This is a genomic window from Diaphorobacter oryzae DSM 22780, assembly GCF_059568935.1.
Map to the genome: position 1 here is coordinate 81933 of NZ_JCANUL010000001.1, position 15962 is coordinate 97894.

The window sequence follows — 15962 nt, forward strand, 5'->3', positions numbered from 1 at the left end:
CGAATGAATCACCAAAAAATGCATTTCATGGTGAATAATTCACCAATGAAATCCCATGAAGAAGATGGTTTGGATCGCATCGACCGGCGAATATTGAGCATCCTGCAGGAAGACGGGCGCATCTCCAACCTCAAGTTGGCCGACAGCGTGGCGCTGTCGCCCACGGCGGTGCTTGCGCGCGTGCAGCGGCTCACGCGCGAGGGCTACATCCTGGGCTACGAGGCGCGGCTCAACCCGCTCAAACTGGGCGCGGGCATGCTGGTGTTCGTGGAGGTGCTGCTGGACCGCACCACGCCCAATGTGTTCGACCAGTTCAAGGCGGCGGTGCAGGTGCACCCCGAGGTCATGGAATGCCACATGGTGGCCGGCGGCTTCGACTATCTGCTCAAGACGCGCTGCGCCGACATGAACGCCTACCGCCAGTTCGCCGGCGACGTGCTGTGGCAGTTGCCCGGCGTGCGCGAGACGCGCACCTACGCGGTAATGGAGGAGGTCAAGCACTCCAACCACCTGCACCTGGGCTGAGGCCGGGCGCGCCGGCGCGCAGGCCAAACTCCGCAATAATGGCCCGCATTCACATCACGAGACGGAAGGGATTCACCATGCAAGCCATTCGACTTGCCTCGGCCACCGCGGCCGCACTGATCGCCGGCCTGTTCGCGCAGGGGGCCTGGGCTGCGTGCTACGTGGTCTACGGGGCCGACAAGCAGATCATCTACCGCTCGCAGACCCCGCCGGTGGATCTGTCGCGCAACCTGCACGAAACCTTGCCCCAGGTCGCGCCGGGCGGCACGCTGGTGTTCTCGCTCGACAACCATGGCTGTGAGCACGAGGTCAACCGCCTGCCTGCGGCGGGCAATGCGCGCGCCGCCGGCAAGGGCACAGCCGACAAGGGCGCAGCCGCCGCCGCGCAGCCGCCGCGCGCCGACCGCGGCTGAAAACTGTCTGTGGGCCCGTAGGGAGAACGGCGGGCCTGAGACAATCGGGGGCATGAGCGACCCCACAGAATCCTCTTTGATCCCCCCGCTGCCCACCCACGAACTCCCGCCCGGCTGGCTGGAAGTCATGTCCATGGACATGGACGCCCAGGGCGTGGCGCGCAAGCCCGATGGCAAGGTTGTCTTCATCGACGGCGCGCTGCCCACGGAGCTGGTCACGGCCAACACCCACCGCAAGAAGAACAACTGGGAGCAGGCCAGCCTCACCGAGATCCACCGCGAGTCCAGCCAGCGCGTGAGGCCCGGCTGCCCCCATTTCGGCCTGCACGCGGGCGCCTGCGGCGGCTGCAAGATGCAGCACCTGCATGTGGCGGCCCAGGTGGCCGTGAAGCAGCGCGTGCTGGAGGACAACCTCTGGCACCTGGCCAAGGTCAAGGCCGAGACCGTTCTGCGCCCCATCGAGGGCCCGGCCTGGGGCTATCGCTACCGCGCGCGCCTGTCGGTGCGCTATGTGCCCAAGAAGGACAAGGTGCTGGTGGGCTTCCACGAGCGCAAAAGCCGCTACATCGCCGACATGGAGACCTGCAAGGTCCTGCCGCCGCATGTGGACGCCATGCTGATGCCGCTGCGCGCCCTGATCGGTAGCCTGGCCGCACGCGACACCTGCCCGCAGATCGAGCTGGCCTGTGGCGACACGGTGACGGCCCTGGTGCTGCGCCACCTGGAGCCGCTGGCCGACGCCGACAAGGACAGGCTGCGCGCCTTCGCAGCCGAGCACGGCGTGCAATGGTGGCTGCAGCCCAAGGGGCCGGACACCGTGCACCTGCTGGACGAGGGCGGCGAGCAACTGGCCTACGGCCTGCCCGACTTCGGCATCACCATGCCGTTCAAGCCCACCGACTTCACCCAGGTCAACCCGCACATCAACCGCGTGCTGGTCACGCGCGCGCTGCGCCTGCTGGATGCGCGCCGCGATGAGCGCGTGATCGACTGGTTCTGCGGCCTGGGCAACTTCACGCTGCCCCTGGCCACCCAGGCGCGCGAGGTGCTGGGCATCGAGGGCAGCGAGGCGCTGGTCGCCCGTTCGCGCGAGAATTACAAGGAAAACAAGGCCCAGGAGCAGAAGGGGCAAGCGCTGGCAGCTACCAGTTTCGTAGCGCGCAACCTGTTCGAGATGACGCCCGAGATGCTGATCGCCGACGGCGTGGCCGACAAATGGTTGGTGGACCCGCCGCGCGAGGGGGCCTTTGCCCTGTCCAAGGCGCTGGCCGACATCCACCAGGCGCGCATCGGCGCCGAGGATGCGGCGCCGCTGCCCGCGGGGCATGAGGGCTGGCAGCCGCCCCGGCGCATCGTCTACGTGAGCTGCAACCCGGCCACGCTGGCGCGCGACGCGGGCCTGCTGGTGCACCAGGCGGGCTACCGCTGCGTGGCGGCGGGCGTGGTCAACATGTTCCCGCACACGGCCCATGTGGAGAGCATGGCGGTGTTCGAGCGGGCGGATTGAACGGCCCGGCGCCTGGTTGACGAGGTTTTTGGCTGTTGGCGCCCGTGGATAGGGTGCTGGAAGCTATTAATTTGATAGCGACCGGGCGGCCTGTCAGCTGCGGTTGCGGCCGTCGTCGCGGGGATCGGCCTCGCCGTCCTGCTCATCGCGCGCGCGGCGCGTGGTGGCGGGCTTCTTCTCCATTTGCGTGAGCACCGAGGGCGTGCCCTCGATCTTGTTCTCGCGCATGTACAGGTCCATCTCCTTCCAGCCCGCGAACACCATGGCCTTGGGCGCCTTGGGGTTGAGGGTGAAGCAGTCCTCCAGCCCGCGCAGCGCGTGGCGGCACGCGCCGCCGATGGCCTTGGCCTCGGCCTCGCGCTGCACGGCGCGCGGGTCCGGGCCGAGGCCGGGAATCTCGCAGCCGGCCAGCGGCAGCACGGCGGCGGCGATGAGCACGGCGCGCAGGCCGGCGGCGGCGGTGCGGGGCAGGGGGAGGGTGCGTGGCGGCAGCATGTGCATGCTTTATCGGCAGGTGCGCCGGCAAGTTGAGGCGGCCGGCGGCACATCGCGCAAGAAAAAAGCCCCGGGGGACCGGGGCTTGGTGAGGGGGCGGTGGCTGGCGCGCGTCACTCGCGCTCGCCGCCCATGATGCCCAGCAGGGCCAGCAGGCTCTGGAACACGTTGAAGATGTCCAGGTACAGGGCCAGCGTGGCGCTGATGTAGTTGGTCTCGCCGCCGTCCAGGATCTGCTTCAGGTCGTACAGCATGTAGGCGCTGAAGATGCCGATGGCGGCCACCGAGATGGCCATCATGCCAGCCGAGGAGCCCACGAAGACGTTGATGATGCCGCCGACCATGAGCACCAGGGCGCCCACGAACAGCCACTTGCCCATGCCCGACAGGTCGCGCTTGATCACGCTGGCCAGGCTGGCCATGACGAAGAACACGCCGGCCGTGCCCGCGAAGGCGGTCATGATGAGGTCGGAGCCGTTCTTGAAGCCCAGCACCATGCCGATCAGGCGCGAGAGCATCAGGCCCATGAAGAAGGTGAAGGCCAGCAGCACGGGCACGCCGGCGGCCGAGCGCTTGGTTTTCTCGATGGCGAACATGAAGCCGAAGGCGCCGCCCAGGAACACGATCAGCCCCAGGCCGCCGCGCAGCGCTTGCGTGATGCCCGTGGCCACGCCGATCCACGCGCCCAGCACCGTGGGCACCAGGCTCAGCGCCAGCAGCCAGTAGGTGTTGCGCAGCACCCGGTGGCGCTGCTCCTGCGAGATGGCATAGCCCGCAGAGCCGACACTGGTGATTTCTGGATTCATCTGGTTTCTCTCCTGATTGGCCTGCACGACGCAGGCCGATGGATTCTAGGTGGAGGCTTTTGGCGCCAAATGCAATACCCGCGCACCATCCCGTACTTTATGGGTTGCATTCTTTTGCCCTGCGCCGGCCCATTGCCGCGCCGCTGCGGCGCTATGCTTTTTGCCTTGATGCGCTTGCCGGGCAACGCGCTTTTTCCCGTTCATCCCCATTCCTTGAAGGACTTGCCGCCATGAAGACCAAACCCGAGCTCGAACTCTCCGACGTCAAGCAAATCGCCGCCGCCGCCGAGGCCGAGGCGCTGAAGAACCAGTGGGCCGTGACCATCGCCATCGTGGACGACGGCGGCCACCTGCTGTGGCTGCAGCGCCTGGATGGGGCCGCCGCCGTGTCCGCGCACATCGCACCGGCCAAGGCCCACACGGCCGCGCTGGGCCGGCGCGATAGCAAGGTCTATGAGGACATGGTCAACGGCGGCCGCACTTCCTTCCTGTCGGCTCCCGCCCTGGACGCTCTGCTGGAAGGCGGCGTGGCCATCCTCAAGGACGGCCAGTGCCTGGGCGCCGTGGGCGTGAGCGGTGTGAAGTCCCATGAGGACGCGCAGATCGCCCGCGCCGGCATTGCCGCCATCGGCCTGTGAGCCCATGGGGGTAGATTTGCTATTGTTTTAATAGCTGTTTGCGCTTTGTTGGCGAGCGCTGGGGCGCTAAAAGGCTCTGAAAATCACCCAAAAGCCGGCGCTGCGCCGGTTTTGGGGTGAAGGAGCGCGTCCGCGCGCCGCGGCTCAGGCGCCCCGCGTGACGGGGGCGTGGGCGTCGCGGCCGTAGGTGCCGTATTTGCCCAGTTCCCATTTGGCGATGGCGTTGCGGTGCACCTCGTCGGGGCCGTCGGCAAAGCGCAGCGTGCGGGCGTTGGCGTAGGCGTAGGCCAGGGGGAAGTCGTCGCTCACGCCACCGCCGCCGTGCGCCTGCATGGCCCAGTCGATCACCTGGCAGGCCATGCTGGGGGCGACGACCTTGATCATGGCGATCTCGGTCTTGGCCACCTTGTTGCCCACGGTGTCCATCATCCAGGCGGCCTTGAGCGTGAGCAGGCGCGCCATGTCGATCTTGCAGCGCGCCTCGGCGATGCGTTCCTGCGTCACGGTCTGGGCGGCGATGGGCTTGCCGAAGGCCACGCGGCTACTGGCGCGGCGGCACATCAGCTCCAGCGCGCGCTCGGCCTGGCCGATCAGGCGCATGCAGTGGTGGATGCGGCCGGGGCCCAGGCGGCCCTGGGCGATCTCGAAGCCGCGGCCCTCGCCCAGCAGGATGTGGTCCACCGGCACCTTGACGTTGTCGAAGACCACCTCGGCGTGGCCGTGGGGCGCGTCGTCGTAGCCGAACACGTTGAGCGCGCGCACCACCGTGATGCCGGGGGTGTCGGCGGGCACGACGACCATGCTTTGCTGCGCATGCTTGGGCGCATCGGGGTCGGTCTTGCCCATGGTGATGAAGACCTGGCAGCGCGGGTCGTTGGCGCCGCTGGTCCACCACTTGCGGCCGTTGATGACGTAGTGATCGCCCTGGCGCTCGATGCGCGTGCAGATGTTGGTGGCGTCGCTGGAGGCGACCTCCGGCTCGGTCATGGCGAAGGCCGAGCGGATCCTGCCCTCCAGCAGGGGCTTGAGCCACGCGGCCTTGATGGGCTCGGAGCCGTAGCGGGCAATCGTTTCCATGTTGCCCGTGTCGGGCGCCGAGCAGTTGAACACCTCGCTGGCCCACAGCACGCGGCCCATGATCTCGGCCAGCGGGGCGTATTCCTGGTTGGTCAGGCCCGCGCCGTGGTAGCCCGAGGCGGCGGCCGTGTCCACGGGCAGGAACAGGTTCCACAGGCCGGCGGCCTGGGCCTTGGGCTTGAGGTTCTCGATGGTTGTCAGCGGCGTCCAGCGTTTGCCGGCGGCGGTGTTGGCGGCCATTTCCTCGGCATAGGCCTTTTCGGCGGGGTAGATGTGCTCGTCCATGAACTGCGTCAGCCGGGCCTGCAGTTCCTTGGTTGTGGGCGAATAGTCGAAGTCCATGGGATTCCCTTCAGAGGTCAGTACAGAGGCTCAGCGTTGCGCGAAGGACCAGGCCAGCTCCGCCAGGGGCCGCGCCGTGGCGCCAGCGGCCTGGGCCTCGGCGCTGGCGGCGGTGCCGGCCTCCACGCGTTTGGCGATGCCTTGCAGGATGGCGGCGACGCGGAACATGTTGTAGGCCAGGTAGAAGCTCCAGTCGGCGTGCAGGGCATCGACGTCGGCGATGCCGGTGCGCTCGCAGTAGCGCCGGATGTAGGCCTTCTCGTCCGGTATGCCCAGAGCCGCCAGGTCCAGCCCGCCAATGCCGCGGCCGAGCGCTGCGGGGATGTGCCAGCTCATGCAGTGGTAGCTGAAGTCGGCCAGCGGATGGCCCAGGGTGGACAGCTCCCAGTCCAGCACGGCGATCACGCGCGGCTCGGTGGGGTGGAACATGAGGTTGTCGAGCCGGTAGTCGCCATGCACGATGGACACGCGGCTTTCGTCGCGCGCGCTCGCGGGCATGTGGGCGGGCAGCCATTCCATGAGCCGGTCCATCTCGGCGATGGGCTGGGTGACCGAGGCCTGGTACTGCTTGCTCCAGCGCGAGATCTGGCGCTCGAAGTAATTGCCGCTCTTGCCGTAGTCGGCCAGGCCGCGTTCGGCGTAGCGCACGCGGTGCAGCGCGGCGATCACGCGGTTCATCTCGTCGTAGACGGCCGCGCGCTCATGGGGCTGCATGCCGGGCAGGGACTGGTCCCACAGCACGCGGCCCTGCATGAACTCCATGAGGTAGAAGGCGCGGCCGATCACGGACTCGTCCTCGCACAGCGCGATCATGCGCGGCACGGGCACGTCGGTGCCCGCCAGGCCGCGCATGACGGCGTATTCGCGCTCGATGGCGTGGGCCGAGGGCAGCAGCTTGGCGACCGGCCCGGGCTTGGTGCGCATGACATAGCTGCGCGTGGGCGTGACGAGCTGGTAGGTGGGGTTGGACTGGCCGCCCTTGAACATCTCCACCGTGAGCGGCCCGGCAAAGCCCTCGACATGCTGCGACAGCCAGGCGCTCAGCGCACCGGCATCGAAGGCGTGCCGCCCGGTGGCGGGGCGGGTGCCGATGAAGTGGTCGAAGTTGTTCATGGGGCGGGATGGGCCGGCAGGCCCGGGGCAGGGGTGGTGGGCGGCGGGCTCAGTGGCTGGCTTCCGCGATGCGCAGCAGCGCCTCGCGGTCGCGCACGACCAGGCCCCCGGGTTCGATGCGGATGGCGTTCTCGCGCTCCATGGCCTTGAGTTCCTGGTTCACGCGCTGGCGCGACGCACCCAGCAGCTGTGCCAGTTCCTCCTGGGCCAGCTGCAGGCCGATGCGGATCTCGTTGCCGTCGGACAGGCTGGGCACACCATAGCTGCGCACCAGGTGCAGCAGCTGCTTGGCCAGCCGCGAGCGCAGGGGCAGGGTGTTGAGGTCTTCCACCAGGCCGAACAGCTGGCGGATGCGCCGCGCATGCAGGCGCAGCATGGCCTCGTAGAGCTCGGCGTGCTGGGCGAGGATCTTGTGGAAGTCGGCCCGCGCCACGCACAGGATGGTGGTGTCGCCATGCGCATAGGCGTCGTGCGTGCGGCGGTCTCCGTCGAAGATCGCCACGTCGCCGAACCAGATGCCCGGCTCCACATAGGTCAGCGTGATCTGCTTGCCGGAAAGGGAGGTGGAGCTCACGCGCACGGCGCCGCGGGCGCAGGCAATCCACTCCTCGGGCGGGTCGCCGCGCGCGGTGATGAGTGCACCGTCCTTGAAGCGTTTGACGTAGGAGCATCGCAGTATGTCGTGGCGCAGTGAGGGAGAGAGTGAAGAGAACCAGCGACCGGAATTGATCGCCTCGCGTTCGTCGATGGTAAGAATCGGCTCGTCCATGGTCTGTCGTTTGCGTGACTGGGTTGCGGTCCATTGTCGCGTGGGGGACCGGCGCTGCCGCCTGGGGCTGTCACTTGTGCGTCGCGTGGGCGAGCGGCCGCGGCCATGCGCAGACGCGCCGCCGGATGGCGGGCGTCTGTTTGGCATGAAAAGAGGGTTTTGCGCTTGCCTGATAAGCGCTAGTAGCTATAGTATTTATAGCGTTTGAGGTGCGCCGGCCAAAGGCTGCAGGCCTTGGGCGGCATGGGCGCGTGGCGGGCTGGCGGCTGTGCGCGCCTGCGCCCGTCGCGGGGCAGTGGTCAGGCTTCGGCGTGCGTCAGGCTCAGGCCGATGGCGCCGCGCCGGCGCAGCCAGGGGCTGGGGCGGTAGCGCGTGTCGCCGTACACGGTCTGCATGTTGAACAGCACCTCGAGGATGTTGGTCGGCCCCCAGCGGTCGCCCATGGCCAGCGGGCCGAGGGGGTAGCCCAGGCCCAGGGTGACGGCGGTCTCCAGGTCCTTGGGCGTGCAGATGCGCTGCTGGCAGATGTCGGCCGCGATGTTGACGATGGTGGCCACCACGCGCTGCGTGACGAAGCCGCCGCTGTCGCGGATCACGCTCACGGCCTTGCCGTCGCGCGCGAACAGGGCGTGCGCCGCGTTGCGCATGTCATCGCGCGTGGCGGGGTTGGTGGCCAGCACGCGGCGGCGGGTGCTGGCGTCGTCGATCAGCATGTCGATGCCGATGGTGCGCGCGGGGTCGAGCCGCTCCACCACCGCCACCGTGGTCACGTCGAAGCCCAGGGGGGCGACCAGCGTGAGCGCGTTGGCCGAGGGCGATGTGCCGGTCTCGATGGTCGCGCCCAGGTTCTTGAGCAGCTGGTACAGCTCGGCGCGGCGCGCCGCGCGCGTGGAGACCCAGACCGGGGGAATGGACGAGACTTCGGGCACGGCGGGCTCGGCCGCCACCTGGGCCACGCCGTCCACGTAGCGGTAAAAGCCTTCGCCCGACTTGCGTCCCAGCAGGCCGCCGGCCAGCCGCTGCGCCGTGATGACGCTGGGGCGAAAGCGCGGCTCGTCGTAGTGCTGGCGGTAGATGGACTCCATCACCGGGTGCGATACATCCAGCCCCGTCAGGTCCAGCAGCTCGAATGGTCCGAGCTTGAAGCCCACCTGGTCGCGCAGGATGCGGTCCACGGTGGCGAAGTCCGCCACGCCCTCGCTCACGATGCGCAGGGCCTCCGTGCCGTAGCCGCGGCCCGCGTGGTTGACGATGAAGCCCGGCGTGTCCTGCGCCAGCACGGGCGTGTGCCCCATGGCGCGCGCATAGTCGGCCAGGCGGGCGCAGACGCCGGCATCGGTGCGCAGGCCGGCCACGACCTCCACCACCTTCATCAGCGGGACGGGGTTGAAGAAATGGAAGCCCGCGACGCGCTGCGGGTGCTGCAGCGCCGCCGCCACGGCCGTGATCGACAGCGACGAGGTGTTGCTGGCCAGCACGGCCTCGGGCGAGACGATGGCCTCGAGCGCGCGCAGCAGTTCCTGCTTGGCGTCGAGCCGCTCGACGATGGCCTCCACCACCAGCTGGCATGGCGCGAAGTCGTGCAGCGAGGTGACGGGCACGAGCCTGTCCAGCCATGCGGGAACCTGGGCCGCCTCGACGCGTCCCTTGTCCGCCAGGCGCTGCCACTGTTGATGGATATGGGTGCGCGCCGCGTCGGCTGCGCCGGCGTGGGCGTCGAAGAGGTACACCGTGCTGCCGGCCTGGGCCGCGATCTGCGCGATGCCGCGGCCCATGGCGCCCGTGCCGACGACGCCGATTGAAGTGAAAACCGTGTTCATGGCGCGATTATCCAATGGCTCCAACGGCTCCCGTACGCGCCTGGGCGCGCACGGGTTCGATGGCGACGGCACGCCGGCCCATGACCGGTGAAAGCCGTGCGGCCGGGTGGACTCGCCGGGCTTCTCAGGCTATCACTGAAGCCTCAGACGCGAGCCGACGCACATCAACCGCATCACATCTTCAGCGGCCCGGGCGAGCCAGGGGCGGGAACGCGCCATGGATTCCTCCAGGGTGCAGGGGCCATGCACGATGCTCGCGAAGGCGTCAATGCCATGTTCGAGGTTGGCCGTGGCACCCTGGCCCAGGGTGCCCGCCAACGCCACGACCGGCAATCCCAGCAGCTTCGCGCGCCGGGCCACTTCGGTGGGTACCTTGCCGAAGGGTGTTTGCTCATCCAGGCTGCCTTCCGCCGTGATGACCAGGTCTGCCTTCTTCATCAAGGCATCGATATCCAGGTAGCGCATGACGATGTCAAAGCGCGGGTGCAACGTGCCTCCCAGCAACGCGGCAAAGGCCGCGCCCAGCCCTCCTGAGGCACCGGAGCCCGGTGCAGAACCAACGTCGATGCCGGTGCAGCGCTGGATGCAGGCGGCATAGTTTTCCAGCGCCGCATCCAGCAGCAGAACCTGCTCTGGCGTCGCCCCTTTCTGGGGGCCGAACACCCGTGCCACACCGCGCGCACCCAGCAGCACGTTGTGCCAGTTGACGGCCGCGTCCAGCTGCACATGGGCCAGGCGCGGGTCGAGATGCGTGAGATCAATGCGAGCGAGCCGTGCCAGTTCAGCGCCACCCTGGCCAATCTCGCTGCCGCTCGCATCGAGCAGGCGCGCGCCCAGGGCCTGGGCCATGCCGGCACCACCGTCGTTGATGCCTGAGTCGCCACAGCCCAGAAGAATGCGTTCAGCCCCTGCGTCGAGCGCTGCGCGGATCAGCTCGCCTACCCCAAAGCTGGTGGTCAGCATTGGATTGCGGCGATCACGGGGCACCAGCCGCAGGCCTGCGGCCGCAGCCATTTCAATCACGGCGGTCCGGCGTGCAGCGCCCCCCAGAAAACCAAAGAAGGCCTGCATCGTCTCGCCGACCGGGCCCGTCACGGCAAGTGACTGCAACTGGCCATGGGTCGCGCCGACGAGTGCTTCGGTGAAGCCTTCGCCACCATCGGCCATGGGTGCCTGAAGCACGATGGCATCCGGCATGACGCGGTGAACGCCGGCGGTGATGTGCTCTGCGACATCGCGCGCGCTGAGACTTTCCTTGAACCCCGAGGGGGCAACCAGTACCGTCAGGGGCGTCTTGTGCTGCGGGCGAGCGGGCGAATGGAACAGGCTCTGGGTGATCTTCTTGCGCATGTGTGGACTCCTTGATTTCAGGTCCGGCAATCGCCGGTGCATGCAAGGAAAACGGTGGGCGCCATGCTTTATTCCCGCCCGATACACATCCATACATATGCCCATCAAAGCCCCAGCCCCTGGGCAGGCCAGACGACGACCGCAAACAGCATCAGCAGCGCAATCATGCAAGGCGCCAGCACGGCAGCGAGCTTGAGCAGGTCCGATGGCGCGCAACCCATCCCGTCCGTCTTGGCGAACAGGGCGACGGGTTTGGCACTCACAACCAGGGTTTGGCAAAAACCGCTGCCTTGCACGCATACGAAGATGAGCAACGCGGCATCTGCATTGCCGGCAGCAGCCAGCGGGAGCGCGATCACCGGGATGACCACCACAGCCCGGGCCGTACGCGAGGTGATCACCAGATGCGACAGCACGGACAGCGTGGCCGCAGCTCCCACTATCCATATGCTTGAGGCTTCGGCCAGCGGCAGGGCTTGCAGTGCCGACTGGGCGATCGCCTGCGCGGCCCCTGTGTCGAGCAGCGCCTGTCCCATCATGGTGGTGGCCGCCAGGAACAGCAGGAGATTCCATTCCAGCTTCTTCAGGGTCTGTGCAAAACCCATGCCGGTGAGCGGCCGGCACGTGGCGGCCAGCGCTGCGCACAGCGCGACAAACGCGGCATCGAGGCCCAGCCAGGAGCCCCCCATCCAGGCCGCAATGCTGAGCGCGCAAATGGCGAGGATATTGCGTTGCTCTGCGCTGAGTGGCTCGCGTTCCTGGCTCGGCAAATGCAACCCTTCCCTGCGTTCAGACCGGGTCAGGAACAGGCACAGGATGAGTTCCGTGGCGATGGCGCAGGTGGCCATGGAAAAAGGCAGTCCCCACCAGGCCCAGCGCAAAAAGTCGATGCGTTCGCCCCCGCTCCGCTCGATGAAATCGACGGCCACCAGATGCGCTCCAGCGCCGAGCAGGGAGGCTCCAGCCGACAGCAGGATCATCGTAGGAAACAACAATGCCAGTGCCCGCGTGACGCGTGGCTGGGCGATAGACTGCGAAAGAGCCAAGAACACCGGAAGCAGCAAGGCGGCCCGGGCCGAGGTGGAGGGGATGACGAAGGCCGTCGCCATGATCACCCAGCACAGCCGCCTGCACAGCCCCGAGGCCGTTGCTGCACCGGCAACCAACCGCAGCGCGCCCCGCTGCGCCAAACCGCTTCCTTGGAGCACGGCGGACAGGACAAAGGCCCCCAGCAACAGCCAGATGAGCTCGTTGCCCAGACTCTCGTACAGGGTATCCGCCGGCACGATGGAAGCGCCAACCAGGGCGAGGCAGCAGAGTATGGCGACGGGGGTCTCATCCCAGCGCAGAACGCTCCATGCCAACAGCGCGAATGCGAAGACCAGCAGGGCGGCTCGGGCCTCTGCGGAGATGTCTGGCATCCCCCATTGCAGCCTGAGGAATGCGCTCAGCATCAGCAATGCGACGAGCAGAAAACGAGCCACGACGCCCGCCTTGGCGACGGAGGTGCGTGTGGACAGCGTGGGGTGTGTGGAGCAATGAGTCATGCCCCGAATACGCACTACGTCACGGTTTATTCCATCCGCGTACCCAACTCAAGCGCCGCCGACTCAAGCGCCACACAGGCGCTGCATCTGGAGCAGTCCATGGCCGTATACGGAGTCGTGCCCCGGCTCTCCGAGGTCAGCCGCCTGCCCCAGCACCATGCGCCGCACGCTCGCGGGCGTTTGCCCCTTCCGGGTCAACAGGCTGGCAATGGCTGCGCTCACATGCGGTGCCGCAAACGATGTACCACTGCGGACTTCGCTGGTGCCGTCTGCATCGGCGGTGGCCAGTCCCACTCCTGGGGCGGCCAGGTCGACATGCGCTCCCCGCCCTGCACGGTGATAGACATGGCGTTCGCTGTTCACCGCAGTCACCGCGATCACGCCCTTGTACGCGGATGGATACTGCGGCGCTGCCTGCGGCCCCCGGTTGCCCACGGCCGCGACGGTCATGATCTGGCGTCCATGTACGCGATCCAAGGCGTTCTCCAGCAACTGGTTGGCAGCGCCGGCAAAGCTCATGTTGATCACCTTGACTCGCCGGGCAGCCAGCGCATCCAGCGCCGCCACAAGATCCCAGGCATCCATGCGTTCATCCCCCAGCTTGCCGCGATGGAACGCGTCCACCGCCAGCAGTCGCGCGCGCGGCAGCAGTCCTTGCAGCTCCCGCGTTTGCCCCACCAGCAAGCTGGCGACGGCGGTTCCGTGCTCCGGACTGGAGGCGCGCTGAGCGTCATCCCGCCCTGGTAGACCAAGAAGCTCGATGCTTGCACCGCGAAGTGAGGCGTGAGCTGGATCGACACGTGTATCAATCAGACCAATCGCCGGCGCCTGAGCGCACCGCCCCATGCGTTGGGGCCAACGCACCAGTTGATGGGCCACGGGTCCTGACGCATCCGTGCTGCTGCGGTAGTAATGGTTGTGGTCGACAAGCAGCTTGCTGTCTAGCGCCCTGACCTCGGATGTCGCATCGCCCATCAGGGCATGCAGGGGCACGCGAAGGAGCGTGACTGAGCGCCCCAGCAGGGCATTGTGACGTTGACCGAGCAACACATAGCCGCGCTGCTGTAGCGCCGCGAGTTGAGGCGAAGTCAGGCCGGCCACCACGATTTCACGAAATGCCTGGTCCATCTGATGCGGCGCCAGGGCATCTCCCCCACCGCCGTCTGTACCACCGGTGGCACCGCCGCCGTCGCCGCCATCACCGTCGTCGGCAAGCACTGCAACGCCCTGCGAGAAACCACCGGGCATCCAGGACAGCAAGGGCGCCAGCATCAGTCCCAGGCATAGACAAGTGCGACAAGCGAAGCGTGCAAAAAGCATGGTGTGGCAGCAGGATTTTCAGGGGGGCAGATAGACTCCGCCACCAACGTTGGACGAGCCCGTTTATTCCCACGGAATAAATTGCCAGCGCGCGCGTCTACACATCCATCTGGCAGCGCCATGCCGCAAGGATCTGGCAACAAGAACAGGAAAAAAGGGCCGCAATCATGCAACACAACCTGGGGGCGGCATTGGTGGATGCCTTGCCCCGACTAAGGCGATATGCACTCGCTTTAACACGCAATGGCGACATGGCCGACGATTTGGTGCAGAGCGCCTGTGAGCGCGCACTGGGGGCGGGTGGACCTGGTGACGTGGACACACCGCTGCTTGCCTGGCTATTCACCATCATCCGCAACCTGTGGCTCGACCGCCTGCGTCGGAAGCAGACGGAGGGAGTGCAGGCCGATATCGACGAGCATGCCGAGTCTTTGGCGGGTACAGGCGGCGAGGATCAGCGCGTGGATGCGCGACGCCGGCTCGAGCGAGTGCAGCACGCGCTGGACCGACTGTCCAGCGAGCAGCGCGAACTCATCCTGCTCGTTTGCGTGGAAGAGCTTTCCTACAAAGAGGCAGCGACCGTCACCGGTATACCCATGGGCACCGTGATGAGTCGTCTTGCGCGCGCACGGATCAAGCTCGCGGAACTGGCGGGATTGGCGCAGACAACGGCAGATGCCATCTAGACATCGTGAGAGGTCACACAGCTTATGACTGAAATACATTGGAGTGACGAGCAGCTCGTTGCCTATGCCGACGGCGAACTGCCAGCTGCCGAACAAGCAGCCTTGGAAGCGGCAATGGAGCGCGACATGGCGTTGGCCGAGCGCGTGGCATTGATGTTCGAGACCCGCGAGTTGAGCCGAGAGGTCTTTGACGCCCAGCTCAAGGACACGCCCGTGCCGGCGGCCCTTCTGGCCTCCGTCCAAGCCATGGTTGAGCAAGATCGCGCACAAAAAGAGCGTGACACGCCCGCTGCCAGCAGCGCACGCCGTGCACCGCAACGCACGCCCTGGTGGCGTCAACTGGCACAGCGGCTGTCGGACTATGCGTTGCCTGCCGGAGCATTTGCGTCGGTCGCTGCAGGCGTACTCGGCTTCATGTTGGGAACGGGTAGCCAAGCCCCGGTCGGCACGCTTGCGGCTGTCGGGGCCACGGTGCCGCCCTCACTGGCAGCGCTGCTGGGAACATTGCCTGCAGGGCAGTCATCGCCTCAGTCCCCTGCCGTGACTGTGGTGGGCAGCTATCGCGATGCTGCGGGCACTTTGTGCCGGGACTTTTCAGTGAGGCCCGATGACAAGGATCGGGTGGAGGCTGTGGCCTGCCTCATGGGCGATGGTCAATGGCGTTTGCGCTTTGCCGCCTTGGCCGATGATGGCGCCAATGGGTTCACGCCGGCCTCGACAGACTCCGCCGTCGAGAGCTACCTGAAAAGCATCGGTGCGGAGGAGCCCCTGGATCCGGCCCGGGAGCGGGAGGCCTTGGCATCAGCCAGCCAACGCGTTCCCTAGAAAAGAGATCTGCATCCAGGCTGGATGGAATAAATCATGAAGTCGCGCGTCAACGACACAGACCCGGCACTCGCCACCGCGAGCCGGGCCTGCAATCTGTCGCCAGTGATGACCGCTCCATGCCCCATCGATCCTCACCATCCAGCCTCATTTGTCCTAAACGCCGTACCGCGAACATCGCCGTCGCGATCGTTGCCATCCTGGCAATGACCGGCTGTGCGAGCGCTCCTCAAAAAGCGGTTCTATATCCACAAGGCCGTAGCCAGGCAGCCCAGGAACGCGCCAACCATGCGCTGCAGGCGTGTGAACGCCGAGCTCAAAACGACGTGGGTCGCAATGACCGCAATCTCGCCCAAGGCAAGACTGGCCGAACGGGTAAAGCCATCCTGACGGAAGGCGCTGCAGAAGCGGCCGAGGCCGCCACTTCCGGCTTGATCAAGAACTCTGGCGACCTGTTGCGAGGAACGCTTGCCGGCGGCGTCGGAGGTTTGGTCGGCGCAGCAGTCAAAGTGGGCGCCGGCTGGAACAAAGCCGATCGCGTGTACGAGCGCTATGTTGAACAATGCATGAAAGACCGGGGGCACATTGTGCTGGGGTGGCGCTGAGGTTTTTCCTCGCTAGATGCATGCCCCATCGGTTTCTGCACTTGCTACCGCCGGTCTGAGTCGCCTTTGTCCCGGTGCTTTTGTGAATCTCCGGCAAGATGCCGTAGGACTTTGGTGCGTGGCA

Annotated in this window: 16 protein-coding genes; 7 read left to right on the forward strand and 9 right to left on the reverse strand. The window is 66.8% G+C overall.

Annotated features, from left to right (window positions below):
* Positions 1 to 45 precede the first annotated feature (45 nt).
* From BP68_RS00415 to rlmD, 3 genes are all read left to right on the forward strand, one after another.
* Positions 46 to 525 carry an Lrp/AsnC ligand binding domain-containing protein gene (locus tag BP68_RS00415; RefSeq protein ID WP_496367954.1) on the forward strand — a complete coding sequence of 160 codons (480 nt, stop codon included), beginning with the start codon at positions 46 to 48 and terminating at the stop codon, positions 523 to 525.
* A 77-nt stretch (positions 526 to 602) separates the two neighbouring features.
* Positions 603 to 938 carry a hypothetical protein gene (locus tag BP68_RS00420; protein ID WP_496367956.1) on the forward strand — a complete coding sequence of 112 codons (336 nt, stop codon included), beginning with the start codon at positions 603 to 605 and terminating at the stop codon, positions 936 to 938.
* 52 nt (positions 939 to 990) lie between these two features.
* A complete protein-coding gene (gene rlmD, locus BP68_RS00425; protein ID WP_496367958.1) occupies positions 991 to 2445 on the forward strand; it encodes a 23S rRNA (uracil(1939)-C(5))-methyltransferase RlmD in 1455 nt (484 codons plus the stop codon).
* Positions 2446 to 2538: 93 nt separating this feature from the next.
* Here rlmD and BP68_RS00430 read toward each other — a convergent pair whose 3' ends face one another.
* Together BP68_RS00430 and BP68_RS00435 are read right to left on the reverse strand one after the other, a co-directional pair.
* The gene (locus BP68_RS00430; protein ID WP_496367959.1) at positions 2539 to 2940 is read right to left on the reverse strand and encodes a hypothetical protein; all 402 of its coding nucleotides are present in this window, start codon (positions 2938 to 2940) and stop codon (positions 2539 to 2541) included.
* A 113-nt stretch (positions 2941 to 3053) separates the two neighbouring features.
* On the reverse strand, positions 3054 to 3746 hold the full coding sequence (locus tag BP68_RS00435; protein ID WP_496367961.1) for a Bax inhibitor-1/YccA family protein: 693 nt from the start codon (positions 3744 to 3746) through the stop codon (positions 3054 to 3056).
* Positions 3747 to 3976: 230 nt separating this feature from the next.
* Here BP68_RS00435 and BP68_RS00440 point away from each other — a divergent pair, with 230 nt between their 5' ends.
* The gene (locus BP68_RS00440) at positions 3977 to 4384 is read left to right on the forward strand and encodes a GlcG/HbpS family heme-binding protein (protein WP_496367963.1); all 408 of its coding nucleotides are present in this window, start codon (positions 3977 to 3979) and stop codon (positions 4382 to 4384) included.
* A gap of 144 nt (positions 4385 to 4528) precedes the next feature.
* Here the strand turns inward: BP68_RS00440 and BP68_RS00445 are convergent, their stop codons facing one another.
* The 7 genes from BP68_RS00445 to BP68_RS00475 form a co-directional block, all read right to left on the reverse strand.
* Entirely contained in the window at positions 4529 to 5803 is a 1275-nt protein-coding gene (locus BP68_RS00445) for an acyl-CoA dehydrogenase family protein (RefSeq protein WP_496367965.1), read from the reverse strand.
* A gap of 30 nt (positions 5804 to 5833) precedes the next feature.
* Positions 5834 to 6916 carry a phosphotransferase family protein gene (locus BP68_RS00450; protein WP_496367967.1) on the reverse strand — a complete coding sequence of 361 codons (1083 nt, stop codon included), beginning with the start codon at positions 6914 to 6916 and terminating at the stop codon, positions 5834 to 5836.
* A 49-nt stretch (positions 6917 to 6965) separates the two neighbouring features.
* Positions 6966 to 7685, reverse strand: coding sequence for a Crp/Fnr family transcriptional regulator (locus tag BP68_RS00455; RefSeq protein ID WP_496367969.1), 720 nt, complete (start codon positions 7683 to 7685; stop codon positions 6966 to 6968).
* A gap of 299 nt (positions 7686 to 7984) precedes the next feature.
* Positions 7985 to 9505 (reverse strand): 3-hydroxyacyl-CoA dehydrogenase, encoded by a 1521-nt coding sequence (locus tag BP68_RS00460; RefSeq protein WP_496367971.1) that lies wholly within the window; start codon positions 9503 to 9505, stop codon positions 7985 to 7987.
* Positions 9506 to 9637: 132 nt separating this feature from the next.
* Positions 9638 to 10855, reverse strand: a complete 1218-nt coding sequence (locus BP68_RS00465) for a glycerate kinase family protein (RefSeq protein WP_496367973.1) — start codon at positions 10853 to 10855, stop codon at positions 9638 to 9640.
* Between the two features lie 104 nt (positions 10856 to 10959).
* On the reverse strand, positions 10960 to 12339 hold the full coding sequence (locus tag BP68_RS00470) for an SLC13 family permease (protein WP_496367975.1): 1380 nt from the start codon (positions 12337 to 12339) through the stop codon (positions 10960 to 10962).
* Between the two features lie 126 nt (positions 12340 to 12465).
* Positions 12466 to 13674 (reverse strand): S8 family serine peptidase, encoded by a 1209-nt coding sequence (locus tag BP68_RS00475; protein WP_496367977.1) that lies wholly within the window; start codon positions 13672 to 13674, stop codon positions 12466 to 12468.
* Between the two features lie 215 nt (positions 13675 to 13889).
* Here BP68_RS00475 and BP68_RS00480 point away from each other — a divergent pair, with 215 nt between their 5' ends.
* The 3 genes from BP68_RS00480 to BP68_RS00490 all read left to right on the forward strand — a co-directional run bounded on the left by BP68_RS00480 (position 13890) and on the right by BP68_RS00490 (position 15838).
* A complete protein-coding gene (locus tag BP68_RS00480; RefSeq protein WP_496367979.1) occupies positions 13890 to 14408 on the forward strand; it encodes an RNA polymerase sigma factor in 519 nt (172 codons plus the stop codon).
* A 24-nt stretch (positions 14409 to 14432) separates the two neighbouring features.
* Positions 14433 to 15233, forward strand: a complete 801-nt coding sequence (locus BP68_RS00485; RefSeq protein ID WP_496367981.1) for an RT0821/Lpp0805 family surface protein — start codon at positions 14433 to 14435, stop codon at positions 15231 to 15233.
* 119 nt (positions 15234 to 15352) lie between these two features.
* Entirely contained in the window at positions 15353 to 15838 is a 486-nt protein-coding gene (locus tag BP68_RS00490) for a hypothetical protein (RefSeq protein ID WP_496367983.1), read from the forward strand.
* Positions 15839 to 15962 lie beyond the last annotated feature (124 nt).